This window comes from Vibrio sp. 2033 (assembly GCF_033339735.1).
In genome coordinates this window covers 123068-137897 of record NZ_JAWOVC010000008.1, presented here as the reverse complement: position 1 = coordinate 137897, position 14830 = coordinate 123068, and the positions used below count along the sequence as shown (strand labels likewise).

Annotated in this window: 16 protein-coding genes; 6 read left to right on the top strand and 10 right to left on the bottom strand. The window is 42.7% G+C overall.

Annotation, left to right across the window (positions count from 1 at the left end):
• Positions 1 to 77 precede the first annotated feature (77 nt).
• From R7P74_RS12955 to R7P74_RS12940, 4 genes are all read right to left on the bottom strand, one after another.
• Entirely contained in the window at positions 78 to 791 is a 714-nt protein-coding gene (locus tag R7P74_RS12955) for a replication protein P (protein ID WP_318122894.1), read from the bottom strand.
• Positions 791 to 1537 (bottom strand): hypothetical protein, encoded by a 747-nt coding sequence (locus R7P74_RS12950; protein ID WP_318122893.1) that lies wholly within the window; start codon positions 1535 to 1537, stop codon positions 791 to 793. Before R7P74_RS12950 ends, R7P74_RS12955 begins: the two co-directional genes overlap by 1 nt.
• Positions 1534 to 1767 (bottom strand): hypothetical protein, encoded by a 234-nt coding sequence (locus tag R7P74_RS12945; protein WP_318122892.1) that lies wholly within the window; start codon positions 1765 to 1767, stop codon positions 1534 to 1536. Before R7P74_RS12945 ends, R7P74_RS12950 begins: the two co-directional genes overlap by 4 nt.
• Before the next feature lie 412 nt (positions 1768 to 2179).
• Positions 2180 to 2749, bottom strand: coding sequence for a hypothetical protein (locus R7P74_RS12940; protein ID WP_318122891.1), 570 nt, complete (start codon positions 2747 to 2749; stop codon positions 2180 to 2182).
• Positions 2750 to 3127: 378 nt separating this feature from the next.
• Here R7P74_RS12940 and R7P74_RS12935 point away from each other — a divergent pair, with 378 nt between their 5' ends.
• The 6 genes from R7P74_RS12935 to R7P74_RS12910 all read left to right on the top strand — a co-directional run bounded on the left by R7P74_RS12935 (position 3128) and on the right by R7P74_RS12910 (position 7679).
• Positions 3128 to 3712 carry a hypothetical protein gene (locus tag R7P74_RS12935; protein WP_318122890.1) on the top strand — a complete coding sequence of 195 codons (585 nt, stop codon included), beginning with the start codon at positions 3128 to 3130 and terminating at the stop codon, positions 3710 to 3712.
• A gap of 62 nt (positions 3713 to 3774) precedes the next feature.
• Positions 3775 to 4152, top strand: a complete 378-nt coding sequence (locus R7P74_RS12930) for a hypothetical protein (RefSeq protein ID WP_025550518.1) — start codon at positions 3775 to 3777, stop codon at positions 4150 to 4152.
• Positions 4149 to 6260, top strand: coding sequence for a hypothetical protein (locus R7P74_RS12925; RefSeq protein WP_318122889.1), 2112 nt, complete (start codon positions 4149 to 4151; stop codon positions 6258 to 6260). Before R7P74_RS12930 ends, R7P74_RS12925 begins: the two co-directional genes overlap by 4 nt.
• 154 nt (positions 6261 to 6414) lie before the next feature.
• Entirely contained in the window at positions 6415 to 6666 is a 252-nt protein-coding gene (locus R7P74_RS12920) for a helix-turn-helix transcriptional regulator (protein ID WP_318122888.1), read from the top strand.
• Positions 6650 to 6883 (top strand): helix-turn-helix transcriptional regulator, encoded by a 234-nt coding sequence (locus R7P74_RS12915; protein WP_140071257.1) that lies wholly within the window; start codon positions 6650 to 6652, stop codon positions 6881 to 6883. Before R7P74_RS12920 ends, R7P74_RS12915 begins: the two co-directional genes overlap by 17 nt.
• Before the next feature lie 52 nt (positions 6884 to 6935).
• Complete coding sequence (locus tag R7P74_RS12910; RefSeq protein ID WP_318122887.1) at positions 6936 to 7679, top strand: hypothetical protein; 744 nt, start codon at positions 6936 to 6938, stop codon at positions 7677 to 7679.
• 230 nt (positions 7680 to 7909) lie between these two features.
• Here R7P74_RS12910 and R7P74_RS12905 read toward each other — a convergent pair whose 3' ends face one another.
• The 6 genes from R7P74_RS12905 to R7P74_RS12880 form a co-directional block, all read right to left on the bottom strand.
• Complete coding sequence (locus tag R7P74_RS12905) at positions 7910 to 8335, bottom strand: phosphate-starvation-inducible protein PsiE (RefSeq protein WP_025768316.1); 426 nt, start codon at positions 8333 to 8335, stop codon at positions 7910 to 7912.
• A 168-nt stretch (positions 8336 to 8503) separates the two neighbouring features.
• Entirely contained in the window at positions 8504 to 9343 is an 840-nt protein-coding gene (locus R7P74_RS12900; RefSeq protein WP_005379372.1) for an ABC transporter ATP-binding protein, read from the bottom strand.
• A 35-nt stretch (positions 9344 to 9378) separates the two neighbouring features.
• The gene (locus R7P74_RS12895) at positions 9379 to 10236 is read right to left on the bottom strand and encodes an ABC transporter ATP-binding protein (RefSeq protein ID WP_005379371.1); all 858 of its coding nucleotides are present in this window, start codon (positions 10234 to 10236) and stop codon (positions 9379 to 9381) included.
• Positions 10237 to 10245: 9 nt separating this feature from the next.
• A complete protein-coding gene (locus R7P74_RS12890; RefSeq protein ID WP_225473522.1) occupies positions 10246 to 12072 on the bottom strand; it encodes an extracellular solute-binding protein in 1827 nt (608 codons plus the stop codon).
• A 38-nt stretch (positions 12073 to 12110) separates the two neighbouring features.
• On the bottom strand, positions 12111 to 13154 hold the full coding sequence (locus R7P74_RS12885; RefSeq protein ID WP_225473521.1) for an ABC transporter permease: 1044 nt from the start codon (positions 13152 to 13154) through the stop codon (positions 12111 to 12113).
• Position 13155: 1 nt separating this feature from the next.
• A complete protein-coding gene (locus R7P74_RS12880; protein WP_005384771.1) occupies positions 13156 to 14181 on the bottom strand; it encodes an ABC transporter permease subunit in 1026 nt (341 codons plus the stop codon).
• Positions 14182 to 14830 lie beyond the last annotated feature (649 nt).

Below are 14830 nucleotides of genomic sequence, written 5' to 3'. Positions count from 1 at the left end.
GCTAGAGCAATAAATCTAGCTCATTTTTGTTTAATAATAGGTTAATGACTGGTCAAGCTTTATCGTTATTCAAGCGCCTATTTACAGCTCTTCAACATCCTTTTCAGCCGTTCTATGTGCTGCTTGGCTACTTCTGGTTTTACTGGTCGTGGTACGGGTTGACTCGAGATAGATTTAGGAAACTCTTTGTTTAAGTCCTCACCATAGAGAACGCGCCTGACAGCAATCTCATAGTTCCGTTCAAAAATCGGCCACGTTTCAGCCTCAGTTCGACTTCGGATGTCAAAAGCACCAGTGTTTTTTAAAGCAACATAAACAGCAGGATGGCTCCACTCTTCAGTTGTCATATCTGAGATGCAATGTGCATTTCGACAAGCTTCCAAATACGCTTTTCTCGTGTCTGGTAGTCCAAATTCAGTAGGATCTGGTTGGCACCACTTGATGAATTGCCCAAGTGATGGCCAAAATGGAGATTCTGACCGTCTTGCTTTTGCCAAGCCCCAGTCTAACTGCTTCTGTGTAGTGATCTTTGCTTCAAATAGACCACGAGCCCATGATCGTTTAGCTGCATCGATTTCAGCTCTAGATGTAAACGTCTGCCGCCATGCTGGAAAACAAGCTTGCAATTCAAGGAAAAGCTTGTTGATAGTTTTCGCAGCGGTTTGCAATGGATTATTTTCGTTTTGATGTTCTACATAATGTGGTGATGATATGGTGCCAGATTGCCGGAAGTTGACACTGCGGTCTTGGTTATCCAAAGAAATAATCTCGGCGATTCTTCGCGCAGTCATTACCAACCTCCATCAGCCCAGCTTGTATCAGTAAGGTCATCCATTAACGAGTGTGAACAGCTCTTTGCTACTTGCCCTTTTTGACGTTCAGCATACTTTTGACCACGTAGCATCCAGGTTCGCCAAGCACCTTGGAGAGCAGCAAGTGAAGAGTAGGTTTGAGATTGCCCGCTTGGATGGTCAATAAAGATCTGGCTTTCCCATTCAAGATCTACCAATGGAGTCACAGAGGCAGCCCAAAGTCGCATTTCATCGGTGATAGACAAATCGTAACGAGACAACTTGAGAGAGCTCTCTCTTTTTTTTGTTTTTTGTGATTCTGTATTTTCTAAGATTTTCTTTTGTAAATCGCCGTGTTTACCGACGGTGGATAAACCATCTGCGGTTGAACCATCGACGGGAAATACGTCCTTGGCTGAACCATGCCCTGAAAACCCGCCAGTCGAACTATCTAGTTGAGATTCCTGGTATACCTCAGAGATCCAATGCCATGTTCCATCCGGATTACGACATTTCTTGCGTACGAGATATCCACAAGACTCCAGTTCTTTGAGCAATCTTCTTAATCTGTCGCGACCAATGCCGCACTCATTTTGGAGTTGGTGTGGACGAACCTCCCAGTTTGGCGGTCTTGAAATCAACTTAACTAGAAGACCAAGCGCATCAATCGAGAGGCGAGAATCTCTAATTGTACTGTTTGGAAGAACTGTAAACTCTTGACCTTGAGCACGACGAATCACACTCATTCTGTACCTCCTGAAACTCGAGCAGAACGAGCAATTGAGCGACTATTAATCTCTTCATCAAGTGCTTTTTTAACACTTGTCACTGGTAGTTTCACAGCGCGTGCAATCGCGATAGCGACATAAACACGATGAGATGAGTAACCTGTCCTGGCTGCTACATCAATCATCAATGAAAATGGTTCAGATAAACTAATTTTTTGAAAAAAGGCAGGATGTATTTGTACATTCATAGAAAACCTCAACAATTATTAAAGTCGAGGCACTGCGCTCGCGGCTGTTAAAACAGCACTCAGCCCCACCCGTGCCTAGATGATGATGGGGGTTAATGACGATACGCAAAAGCACAAACAAGCTATAAACCTGTGAGGCCGCTCATGCCAATTAAGCATGAACTCGCAGCGGAAATTTCAAAATTAAGAGTTTGAGAATTTTCTGCTAACCAAATAAATTTTTAATAAATAACATGCTATTTATTTATAGAGGCCAGCTACCTCATTTTTGACTAAAAACTTGATAATATAATTGAACCGAGAATTGAGCTTAATACTCTGATAATATCTACACCAAAAAATAAGAATATTAAAGCCAGAGCCAATGTAATTTCAATCTTGCTTATTTTCTTGTACATAAACTCACCAAAACTTAGAATAGTGATTGTTGTTGACCTTTTTCAAATGATCGTGATATATGTCCAGTTTTATGAGAAAAACTTGGGCCTTTCCACTTTGTTTTTTTACAAGCTGGGCACCTATGAATAACCAATTTATCTCTCAACCCTTCGCCTGTGAATATTTCAACATTGCAGTGGACACATTCAACAAATAATTTTTCACCATATGCTTCTTCACAAGCAGTATAAAAACCAGAGATATCAATATCTTTTTTATTTTTAAAATAAATATTATAAGCATCTATAACTGACTCAAGATGGTTTGATTTCTGACGAAGCTCACAATATATAGTCAAGGCAGCTGAATACTGAATTAAATCAGAACCAGAAGTAATATCCTGCCCGTAGTTTGAACGACGATGCGCTTTAATTTTTAAATCAGCTCTAATTCTTCTCACTTGTTTATAGCTCAAGCTTGTTTCTGCTTGAACGATTGAATTGCAAAATCCAATTTTAACAAGATAATATCCAAGCGCCCATCGTTTAAGATGGTGGCGCTCGGGCAAAAAACTCAGCTGTTTTAATAGTAGACTAAATTGCATGGCTGTAACCTCCTGTTCAAATGCTTAAAGAAAATAAAACAATGAACAGGAAGGCACCATTGCGATCCTGATGTCTTGTACATACAAAAATATATACAAGCTAAGATGTGAAAAACTGAAATATTGCCACTTCAGCTTGGAATGAAATGCTATTCAAAGGCTAGCTACCAAATAAAAATATATACTCACACATTTTAAAAGTCAACTACTGAAATATTAATTTATTTGCTTTGTACCGACGAAACAAAGCAATAGATATTTCTAGAAAACAAACCACAAAACTTGTCTAAATCGGGCAGTTTGGCGTGCCTATTTTCATCTTAATAAGCTGCAAAATCTCCATGAAATCAAAAATGGCATATATAAATGGAGATAAAAATGAAATTTAAGTCTATTACAGCTTCACTTATCCTTTCCTTTTCACTATCACCAGCCTTTGCTGGTATTGGAACCGGAACTGCTGAAATCTCAGCAACCCCGCCATCTTTATCGGTGGTCGAAGTTCAACCGTACACGATGACGTTGGAGCGCTTGCCCGGAGCCGCCCCAACTGGAGGTTTCTCTCTAAAAAGTTGGGCGACTTACCTTGCGAAAAATCCGGAGGACACCGTACAACCTGGCTGCCTAAAAGTGTCGGGAGACATGAACAAATCGGTTGGAATTTCCATAACTAACCTATCCAACCCAACAGCGCCGGGGGGAGCAACTCTTAGCTTTAGTGGCACACCTAAAATCGATCTTCGTACCTCAAATGTGGATTGCTCGGATGCGATCGCGCAAACATCAACAGGAGTCGGTTTAAACGCTGCACCTTTAACAACAACCACTTCATCCTCTGGCGAGCTTTACATCGCCTGGTCGTATCGTCAACCCGCCACAGCCTCATCTGGATTCATGCAGCTCAGCGCATGGGAAGAAGGGATCTTTTCTGGAACCGTCGATATCGCCGTCGACTACCAATAATTCCAGAGTGTCAGGGCCAGCAAAACGTTGGCCCTGACCATTGCCAATTCACAGAGGTTCCGATGAAGTCCCTTATTAATTCAGGTTTGATGGTAGCAATGGTAGCGCTTCTATCTCTATCTAGACCAGCATCAGCCTTCCAACTCAAGATCCACGAAGTGGACATCGTTCACAAGGCGGTTGCTGAAATCCCCGTTGCAAATACCTTAAATTCACCAATAGTCGTGAGAATTACCCCCCCGGATGGAGTGCAAGTATTCCCCCGTAGTTTCCAACTTCTTCCAGGAGAGCGGCAAGTAGTAAAAGCACGTGAGAGTAATGGAAAAGCATTAAAACCAGACGCGAAGATGGCATTCTCATATGCCGTACAAAGCGAAGAAAAACAAGGCGTTCACTCAAGAATCACGCTCAGACTCCCGGTCAGGGAGGAGTCTCGATGATGAAGAAAAAACTTTCACATGTGAAAGTTTTTGTGCCCACAGTCTTGGCCGCAGCTTTCACACTTACAGCCTCACCAACACGTGCGGATGACTACTTGATGCAGCTTGTCGTGAACGGACAAAACAAGGGGGAATATCTTGTTTCTCGTGAAGCAGATAGCACCATTGCTGAACCAGCTCTATGGCAAGCCGCTGGTGTAAACGCAAAAGAGCAACTACCCTTGGAAAGGCTAAATAACCTTGGTCATGTCAAAATTGTTTGGTCAGAGCAAACCATCTACTTTTACCCACGTAATAACACAGCCAAGCCCCAAACGATCACACCAGAGGTTACAATTGAACCAAATGTATCCAATCTGGATGTAAAATCCTTTGACTACTTTCTCACCTATCAAAACAAAGGTGATATTGCGGGTAGTATCACGGGAACAGGCCGAGTCGCAGATCTCGATGTTGATGTTAGAGCGGGGATAGGAGGACAAGAGTCATATTTCTCATCACAATGGCATAGCGAAGAGAATCGCTATATAAAAGACGTTGAGCTGGGACGAGTGCAGCGATATGGATTAGATGGTTTTGCCGTAACAAACGAAAACTATTTGGCTACAGGTTCATTTTCTAGTGACCAGATAGAGTTGTACTGGCCTATTGGAACAAGGGTAGATGTATACCGTGACGGAACCTATCTAGAATCTCTGGTTCTGGATAGTGAGCCGTTCTCTTACAAAATCGAGCTGGATTACAACACTAATCTATATAAGTTTGACGCTGTATTGCCCGATGGCACAACGGACACCAAAACAGTAGAAAGAGCCATTTCGGGACGACTTGCGCCAGTAGGAGGTTTAAACTACCAGGCAGCTATAGGCAAGTCTCCAATCTCAAATGAAAGCAAACTAATTGGACACTTAGCCTACGGAGTGACTAACGAATTGTCGCTTTTCGTTGGTCAGGATGAACAGGAAAGACATTATTTTTCCGCTTTATACGCACAAGATGATTTTTCATTTGAACCCGCCTGGTATGGTAATAGTGGATACGCTATGAATGGATCCTGGCAAAGTGACAATTTGTCTATTTTTGGCCGTTTTAGTGATTTGGATAACTATAAACTACGCTCTTTTAGCATTTCATCTCGCTCTCTGTTCCAGCCAACCGTTCAGTATTCTTCTCGAAAGCACAATGGCTATCAAACCGAAGATGCAACTCTTCGAACATATCACAGTACTCGTATTGATACTCTGAGCTCTTCCCTTTCTCTATCTCCATACTACTCTCGAAGTTTAAACAATGGAGTTAGATCAGATACCTTTGGCGGACGAATGCTCGCGAATATAAAGGATGGCTGGCAGCTTCAGGCATCTTATGAGTATGAACACAACGATATTGATAGCCTTGGGGATGTGGAGCGTTTCAATGGAGAGCTATCTAAACGGTTCAACCTGGGACGGCTCACTTATCGCTTCACTGCTAACAAGTATGGTCATGGGTGGGAAAGCCAGCAACAAAGCCTACGCGTCGATCTTTGGAACTGGAAAGCCGCGACTGTGTCAGCATCGTTCAATCATTCACCAACTGGTGATAACAACATTGGAATATCCATCAGTGGTAGCTTTGGCCGCTCCGGATTCTCAAAAACCCCTCAACGTAACCAAGCACAGTTAGAGCTCTCAGCCTGCAAAGATTTAAATTTTAATGGGGTCTGTGAACCATCTGAACCTGACGTTGAAGGCATAACTGCAACAGTGGCGGGAAGAGAAGTTGTAACACCAGCTATTGTGGACTCACTCACCCCCTATAAACGTTACACAATTCAAGTAGGTGATAGTTTCGGCTTGTCTCCTCGTCACAAGGTAGTGGAATCAACAAGGTTGATAAGAGGAGGAATAAATCGGCTACGTTTACCGTTAACTGAAATTCGTGAAATTGAGGGACAACTGGATCGTGATGGGATTAGAGTTGCTCTCATTGATACAGAAACGGGAGATGTTATGGACGAGCAAACCACCAATTTTGGAGGCTGGTACCTGTTTTACGCATCATCTGAACGCAAGGTTAAAGTTGTGGTGCGACCAGAGACAAGACTAGCTAATAACTTTCACATGTGAAAGTTTGATGTATCAATTGTCCATATGAAACAACCCAGTTGATATTCATTTTCAAAAAAACGCTCTATTTGTCCATGATGGGCAATTCCAGAGGACATCACCGGAAAGGAGAAATGGGATAATAACAACAAATAAAGTAAGAGAAGGTAAAAAAATGACTGAGAAACAAATCGCTGAGTTATTAGCTAGTATCAAATCTCTGACTAATCAGACAAAAGAGATTATGACCATTTCAGAGTGCTCATTATATACCGGGCTTTCAAAGTCCTACCTCTACAAATTGACACATAAAGAAAAGATCCCATTCTCTAAACCTTTGGGTAAAAGAGTCTACTTTGAACGTTCAAAAATTGACCAGTGGCTGTTGCGTAATAATAAAGGAGGTTTCGATGAAGCAAGCCAATAGATACTCTCCTCCACCTATAGATAAGCGCGGAGCGCTTCTCTGTGCCTACCGCGAATCTGAACGCTTTGTAAAAGAGAGCGAACGAGAGCGCATAACATCGATCAGCAGAACAACCTGGTGGAGACTAGAAAAAGCGGGTCAAGTACCCAAAAGGAAAAGAGTTGGCGGCAGCACAGTCTGGCTGCTGTCAGACATTCTAGCTTGGATGCAAAAGTAGTTACTGTTATATATAAAGCATAGCTTTCATCATGTAACAATCCGGATGACATATGGTTAATAGTTTAAGAACAAATCTCCAAGAACTAAATGAGAAAACCCCGGCCCCATTCACCAATGATGTCATCCTTAACTACTCAGATTATTTAAAAAGTAAGGGGATCACACTGTTCCCTAACTACCAAAAGATTATTGAGGATGTACCCTTAGAAAAAATCATCGGTATTGACCAAATGTATGGAGATATGAAATGGGGAGATTGTCTTGATGGCCGCTACTTAAAAAGGATCAATCGAAATCTTCAAGAACTTGAGAGAAATCCTGATTACTATCTTTCCGATATCGAAAAATCAGGCCTATCTCTAAAAAAAATCGGGGATGAGTACTTCATTAATACTGGAAAGCATCGGGTAGTGATAGCTCGATTTCTTGAACATTTTAATCCTCATGCTTTCCAAAACCTTTCTCCCCTTCGTAATGTAGAAATATATGAGTATTTCTTGGATTACGAATTCATGGACATACAATCGTCAGTTAAAGAGATAGAAAAAGATTTTCCAGAGTTGCACTTTAGTCTGACGTATACCGATAAGGCCGATGAAGTCTGCTTGACGATAGTTAGAACTGACTCTTATAACGGCTCGGAGAGGTATACACGCTCAGAGGTTCCCTGCTGTCTGGAAAAGCTCAAAAACCCCAGCATTGTGCAGAAATTTAGAACCGAAAAAACTCACAATCTGCTAAGTTTTAAACAATGTTTGGCTGTTCTTAAGAAAAATTTTTGTCTCATGGTATAATTCGTAGTAACTAATATAAGGCAACTCTAGGGTGTGAGTAAGAAATCATGTTTCAGCCAAGTGGTGAGTAAACTGGTAAGTGGAAGCATATTGCCCAACCGAAAAACATCATAAGGAATTGATTTTTATAAGAATACAAATATCACTCCACGAGCAGATCCAAAACATTGAATGATCTAAAAGTCATCGAGTATTGAAACAAAAAAGCCCCGCTAATACGGGGTTTTCTTTTATTCGTCTTTTTCTAAGGTACTGTTATCAACGTAGGGCCAATAATGGTGCCCAATTCTGATCAGCAAAGTAGCCGCAGCCAAAATAAACGCAGCCAGAGATAACCACACAACCAAAACTGCATCCAGCTCTTTCATTCCGAGTGTGATGTAGCGGGCGATGGCCATCATCGCGATGTAGATAGGATAGCGTACCGGAATTTTACCGTTCATCACGAATTGCTGCACCATGGCGAGCACTTCCAGATAGATAAACATCAACAGAATATCCGTGAGTAAGACACGCTTCTCTACAAATACGTGCACAAACTCTTGCATCATGGCGTACAACGTCGCCAAGGTAATAGAGACTAATAACACCGCCTCCAAAATATGGAAGATTTTCAGGAAAGGTCGACTAAAGGATTTCGGTAAATTCGACGGCATGGTCCATTATCCAAACAAAGAAAATAGGCCTTGAGTTTAGCATGCAACGATCTTCAATCAATCAGAATAAACATCAGTGCGAATCGACTCCAAGTTCTGGTATTTACTCATAAAAACACTCCGCTTATTTGGCGGAGCGTTTTTGTGTTATAGGACCTGTGGCATCACTTACGCCACTTGCTGCTTTTTTTCAGCTACGCGCTTTTTCTTCCGATATTTAGGGTGAGTGATCGGAATCGCAGATAGGAGTTTTTTGGTGTATTCGTTTTGCGGGTTTGCATAAATTTCTTTAGCGCTGCCTGCTTCTACCACTTTGCCAAAATACATCACGGCAACTTTGTCAGAAACATGTTTCACCACCGAGAGATCGTGAGAGATAAATATGATCGCCAAGTTCATTTCTTGTTGCAGTTGTAGCAATAGGTTCAAGATTTGCGCCTGTACCGACACATCTAACGCAGATACCGATTCATCACAAATCAGCAGTTTAGGCTTCAATGCAATCGCGCGAGCGATACCGATACGCTGCCGTTGTCCGCCTGAAAATTCATGTGGATAACGGTTTACTGCCGTTTCTGGTAATCCCACTTTGATTAAAAGTTCTTTTACCCACTGTTTACGCTCTGTTGGCGTGCCAATTTTATGAATAACAAACGGTTCTTCCAGAATCATACCGATGGTATGACGCTGATTGAGTGACTCCATTGGGTCTTGAAAGACGATTTGCATGTCTTTACGCAGCGAGCGCATCTCTTTAACAGACAATTTAGTGATGTCTTTACCTTCAAAGAAAATCTTACCTTCTGTTGGCTCGTATAACTTTAAGATCGTGCGACCAAGGGTGCTTTTACCACAACCTGACTCACCAACTAGCCCCAGTGTTTCACCTTCAGAAACAGACAGTGAAACTCCGTCTACCGCTTTGATGGTGTAGCCTTTCTTGAACAGCCCTTTACCAGAAACAAAGTGCTGCTTAAGATTTTCAATTCTTAATACTTCTTTTGCCATAACATCCTCTTTTATGACTGGTTCACTTTGCTCAGTTAACTGGCAAACATACTGGCATCAATAGGCTTGATATCGATCATCTGCTTTGGCTCATTATCTAAGCTCGGCATCAACCCCATCAAACGCTCTGTATATGGGTGCTGTGGGTTATCAAACAACTCAAAAATTTCTGCTTTTTCGACAATACGCCCGCCATACATCACGGCAACATCATCACACACTTCTGCCACAACCCCGAGATCGTGAGTGATGAAGATCATCGCCATGCCCGTTTCTTCCTGAAGCTCGTTCATCAGTTCAAGGATAGACGCCTGAACCGTAACATCCAACGCTGTAGTCGGTTCATCACAAATCAGAATATCCGGCTTACAGGCCAATGCCATCGCGATCATGACACGCTGGCGCATACCACCAGATAGATTATGGGGATACTCATTCAATCGCTTCTCTGGCATTGGAATTTTTACTTTTGCCAGCATTTCAATCGAGTACGCCTCCCGCTCCTTTTTGTCGAGCTCAGGTCGATGGAGCTCAAGCACTTCACATATTTGACGACCAATGGTGTGCACTGGGTTGAGCGCCGTCATTGGGTCTTGGAAGATGATCGAAATGCGATCGCCACGCATGGCGTACATCTCTTCCGCAGGCAAATCAACTAGGTTGGTGCCGCGATAATTCACTTCACCTTTAATGATGTTGCCATATGGCTTAGGTAATAGCCCCATGATCGACATTGAGGTTACGCTCTTACCACTACCTGACTCTCCCACCAGACCGAGTGTACGTCCAGCTCGCACATCAAAGTTCACACCATGCAGAACCTTCACTGGCCCATCATCGGTGGTAAATTCAACTTCGAGATCTTTAACACTTAGGATTACATCGTTTTCCATAACCAATCCTTACAGCTTATAAGTGTCATCTACGACAACAACAGGTTCAAAAGCTTTGCCTGACTTCATCGCTTGTTTCGTTTCTTTTTTGATATCACTATCAATCCAGTAAGTGCCATCGCCTATGATTGAACCACTGAACAGCGCCTCTGTCATGCGATTCATTGGCTTATCTGGAAACTTTAACCAGCGCCAGTGACCATAGCGGACATAAGGAACCATGTAGCCTGGGACGATAACGTGAGCATCAATGATGTCACGCTGAATCTCATGACCTAGCTGAATCTTTTTATCCATATCCATGCCAAAACGATACTCGATGATCTTTTCATCCAGTTCAGGCGTGCTGTAGTTTGTGAAAGAGTTAGTTTGCGGCTTGTTCGCATTGACTGAATGGAAATACTCCCAATACGTTGGGATCTCAGACGTACCCATATCTAAGAAAGCCAAATCGTGCTTTTTCTCACGTACGTATTTGAACATGGATGAGCCATCAACTAACTTGAGCTCAATATCCAGCCCTGCTAGCTTGGCTTGCTCACGCAAAAAGGCAATACGAGGAGTATGAACAGGTGTTCCGTAGGTCAGCTCGAAGCTTAAGCGCTCACCTTTATCATTAACACGAATACCATCAGAACCAATTTTGTTAAAGCCTGCGGCTTCGAATGCCTCAGCCGCTTTTGCGGGATCAAACTTCGGTGCCTTAGCATCTGGTAGGGTGTATTTACCATGACCATAACCGGTCGGGTTCGGTTTACGGGAGTAGTCGCCACGCATGACATTCTCTATCATGCCATCAAAGTCAATCGCGTAAGTAATGCCCTTGCGAATGTTTAAATCATCCAGCAAAGGCATCGCGGTGTTCATCCATACACCACCAGCCCCAACTGGGAATTGGTTGTAACCCCAGAACTTTTGAATGTATCCCTTTTGGTAAGGTTCCGTATTCGATTTATCATGCCATAAGCTTGGTAAAACAAGACCAAATGCGTCCAGCTTCCCTTTCTCAAAGTGCTTCATCGCGATATCACTGTCGCGAATCACTGTGATGCGGATTTTGTCGACATTATAACGATGTTGATAATACTTATTGCTGTAACCCCACCAGTCTTCACCGACATGTTTGAAGGTAACACTTTTACCTTTTTTAATGTCATCTAGGTAGTATGCACTGGTCGTTGGTTCACTTTTAAAATTGTAGTAGCGGACAAAGTTGTCATGTATACCGTCACCATTTTCATCTTTTGAAGGATTAGCATAAAAATGTGCGGGACGTGGGCGCAGCGCCCCCATTCGTAACAGCAATTCTTCCGGATTGAACTCTTTCGCCGCCTTAACAGCAAACGTATGAGTGTCGTACTTGATAACATCCGCAATCGTTTTGTTGTAGTAATCGTTGTACCAAGGTTCCAAGATGTCTTTGGAACGATAAAATTTCAGCATGAAAACGAAATCGTCGGCAGTCACAGGTTTGCCGTCCGACCATTTGGCTTCAGGGTTGAGTTTAAAATAGACCGTTTTGTTGTCACCTGCTAACGCCCACTCGTTAGCAAGCTCAGGGATGAACTCTAAAGTATCTGGGTGGCGGACCACCAAGCCTGGTGTTTCATCTAAGATAAAAGAACGTAGCCCTGCATTAGCATCTGGGCCAACACTACGTAACGTCTGCGGGAAACTTGACATAAAGGTGCGATAAGTCCCTCCACGTTTCGCTTCTGGCGAACCATATTGAGGCTCATCCCAGTTTGTTTGCCAGTCTAAGTCGGTCGGAAGCGTTGCTGACATTGCACCAAAACTCAGGGCGCTCAGCGTGGACGCTAAAAATAATTTCTTCATAAAACTTCCCTTTTTTATGTTTTGCTCACAATGCTCGCTTAAACATAGCGTGTGAATTTTTTCGGGTCGAAAGCCGCTCGAATGGCTTCACCAATAAAGGTCACCATTACCAGAACCAGAACAATAGAAGTCACTACTGACGCAACAATCCATGGCGAATCTAAGTTTGACTTACCTTGTTGCAGTAGTTCACCCCAACTTGGCGTTGGTGGCATCAAGCCTAAGCCTAGGTAATCGAGAGCAGTCAGTGCTGTGATGTTAGCTGCAATAGTGAAAGGCGCTAGGGTTACAATCATCACCATCGTATTTGGCAAGATGTGATTAAACAAGATACGTCCGGTCGATGCCCCTAAAGCACGAGCCGCCATTACATATTCTCGTGCCGCTTCTTTATAGGTCATGGTCCGCATGTACCAAGTCATCCCCATCCAAGTGAAAAGCACGTTAATAGCGACAAAGAGAGCGAACGTCGGTTGAACGATTGAGACAAGAATCATAATGACGTACAAAAACGGGACCATTGACCAGATTTCGATAAGTCGCTGTACAAACAAGTCAAATTTACCGCCCCAAAAGCCCATAGCACAACCGACTGCAGTACCGATCGCGTAGGAGATGGCCATCGTAAGCAACGCAAATCCCATCGCCGTTCTGAATCCGTAGACAAGTCGCGCCAAAATATCGCGACCTATCACATCTGTACCTAAATAATGCTTATTTTCGGCGCTAGGTGCTGTTGGCGGGAAATCACCACTAAAATCTTGTTCATATGGGTTCCATGGCACAAGCGGCAAAATAACAAAGTTGTCGCCCCCTTCGGCCTCAAACGCTTTTTGCAGTACGCGATAATCCGCTTCGCTGGATGACTCTTGGCCGAATTCGCTACCTAAACGTACGTCACTGACAACAGGAAAATAGTAGCTACCATCGAACTTGACGACTAGCGCTTTACTGTTAATCAAAAGTTCGGCGAATAGAGAAAGGATCAACATGATAGAAAGAGCAACAAACGACCAATAGCCTCGTTTGATCTCTTTAAAGTGACGAATTTTCTTTTGAGTTAATGGACTAACTTTAATCATGTTACGCTCCAAACTTCACACGTGGGTCGACTAAAGCAACACAAATATCTGAAATGATGTTACCAATGAGCAGTAACAACGCATTAATGGCGACAATACCCATAACAACAGGGTAATCACGCTCCATGATTGATTCGTAACCCAATAAGCCAATGCCATCAATATTGAAGATAACTTCAATCAGGAAGGCACCGGTCATGAAGAACAACAAAGAGTTACCAAAGTGACTCGCGATTGGAATTAAGCTGTTACGCAACGCGTGCTTACGAACTGCTTTTTTGAAAGGTAATCCTTTCGCAATTGCGGTGCGGATGTAATCTGAGGAAAGGTTTTCCATCAGGTTATTTTTCATTGTCATCGTCAGCGTGGCAAAATCACCAATGAGGTAACAGATCAAAGGCAACACCGCATGCCACATAATGTCTTTAGCGCGTTCAAAGAAGGTTTCGTAATCGTCGAAGTCATCGCCGACAAAGCCTCCCATCGGAAACCATTCCAAGTGATAACTAAATAACGTGATCAGCAATACACCCACCACATAACCTGGTAGCGCGTAGCCTACGAAAATGAGTACTGAAGAAGCGGAATCAAACACAGAACCGTGCTTGAGCGCCTTATAGTAACCAAGAGGAATCGAGATAAAATAACTAATAAAGAAGGTCATGCCGCCATAAAACAACGACACTGGCAAACGCTCTGCGATCATGTCCGAGACAGGCTCGTAGTAACGCGTCGACTCGCCAAGATCTAGCATTACCAAACGACTTAACCACTCGACGTACGCTTCCGTTACAGGTTTATCCAGGCCATAAAACGCATTCAGCTCCGCGATTTGATCGTCAGAAAGGGCCGTATTACCACCCGCAGACGTCATTGATGCGGCGCCGTCCCCCTGGGACTGCATTTGTGACAACATGCGTTCAACAGGTCCGCCAGGCACGAAACGAGTGATAGCAAAGATGAGAATAGTTATCCCGAGAAACGTTGGGATAACCAACGCCAAACGGCGTAAAAAGTACGACAGCATATACAACTTGCTCCTTGTCTACTGTCCAGTTCAAACGGAGTGAAAGAGGATATTTTCCGCCCAAAATGGTGCATATTTATCTCGTAGTAACTAAAACTGTTGAAGCACACTCCCTGCGCCTCAAGAGCTAGACTTTTCTACTACTGCAATAATTTCAGCGTCATATTTATCTTGAATCCACATCAGCTTCAAGTGTTTGAAACCAAAACATGACAAACTTCCTTCGATGTCGAAAAACAGAAATGTTTTTGTAAAAAATTATAAAAAACCACAAAAATAATTCATACAGAATATCAATCTAGGCTGTTTAGAGCCAAAACCCTACATAAAAATGCACCCTACACACATAAATAGACACATAATCCAAGGTTATATTTGACCTAAAAATACGAGTGAGCCCTTTAACCGCAATGGGTATCATATTTTGATACCACCTAATAAGTTCGAGCTAACAAAGTATGGATTCGATATAAAACTCATCTCAGAACAATTCACTGGAAAAATATCTTTTTCCAGATTCAATTACCCACTAAAAAACCATAGGCAAGATAAGTCATTAAAGTTTATAAGAAACACAAAATACGGTGTTTTATTGAAATTTAATATCGATTCATAAACATTATTCGGTTTTTTATTCCGCCTTTTAAAT

Bases quoted from the DNA above. Each gene is read 5' to 3' on its own strand.
- R7P74_RS12955 (WP_318122894.1), bottom strand. From the start codon at position 791: ATGACTGCGCGAAGAATCGCCGAGATTATTTCTTTGGATAACCAAGAC.
- R7P74_RS12915 (WP_140071257.1), top strand. From the start codon at position 6,650: ATGAAGCAAGCCAATAGATACTCTCCTCCACCTATAGATAAGCGCGGA.
- R7P74_RS12885 (WP_225473521.1), bottom strand. From the start codon at position 13,154: ATGATTAAAGTTAGTCCATTAACTCAAAAGAAAATTCGTCACTTTAAA.
- R7P74_RS12950 (WP_318122893.1), bottom strand. From the start codon at position 1,537: ATGAGTGTGATTCGTCGTGCTCAAGGTCAAGAGTTTACAGTTCTTCCA.
- R7P74_RS12930 (WP_025550518.1), top strand. From the start codon at position 3,775: ATGAAGTCCCTTATTAATTCAGGTTTGATGGTAGCAATGGTAGCGCTT.
- R7P74_RS12945 (WP_318122892.1), bottom strand. From the start codon at position 1,767: ATGAATGTACAAATACATCCTGCCTTTTTTCAAAAAATTAGTTTATCT.
- R7P74_RS12890 (WP_225473522.1), bottom strand. From the start codon at position 12,072: ATGAAGAAATTATTTTTAGCGTCCACGCTGAGCGCCCTGAGTTTTGGT.
- R7P74_RS12895 (WP_005379371.1), bottom strand. From the start codon at position 10,236: ATGGAAAACGATGTAATCCTAAGTGTTAAAGATCTCGAAGTTGAATTT.
- R7P74_RS12900 (WP_005379372.1), bottom strand. From the start codon at position 9,343: ATGGCAAAAGAAGTATTAAGAATTGAAAATCTTAAGCAGCACTTTGTT.
- R7P74_RS12910 (WP_318122887.1), top strand. From the start codon at position 6,936: ATGGTTAATAGTTTAAGAACAAATCTCCAAGAACTAAATGAGAAAACC.
- R7P74_RS12935 (WP_318122890.1), top strand. From the start codon at position 3,128: ATGAAATTTAAGTCTATTACAGCTTCACTTATCCTTTCCTTTTCACTA.
- R7P74_RS12905 (WP_025768316.1), bottom strand. From the start codon at position 8,335: ATGCCGTCGAATTTACCGAAATCCTTTAGTCGACCTTTCCTGAAAATC.
- R7P74_RS12920 (WP_318122888.1), top strand. From the start codon at position 6,415: ATGACTGAGAAACAAATCGCTGAGTTATTAGCTAGTATCAAATCTCTG.
- R7P74_RS12940 (WP_318122891.1), bottom strand. From the start codon at position 2,749: ATGCAATTTAGTCTACTATTAAAACAGCTGAGTTTTTTGCCCGAGCGC.
- R7P74_RS12925 (WP_318122889.1), top strand. From the start codon at position 4,149: ATGATGAAGAAAAAACTTTCACATGTGAAAGTTTTTGTGCCCACAGTC.
- R7P74_RS12880 (WP_005384771.1), bottom strand. From the start codon at position 14,181: ATGCTGTCGTACTTTTTACGCCGTTTGGCGTTGGTTATCCCAACGTTT.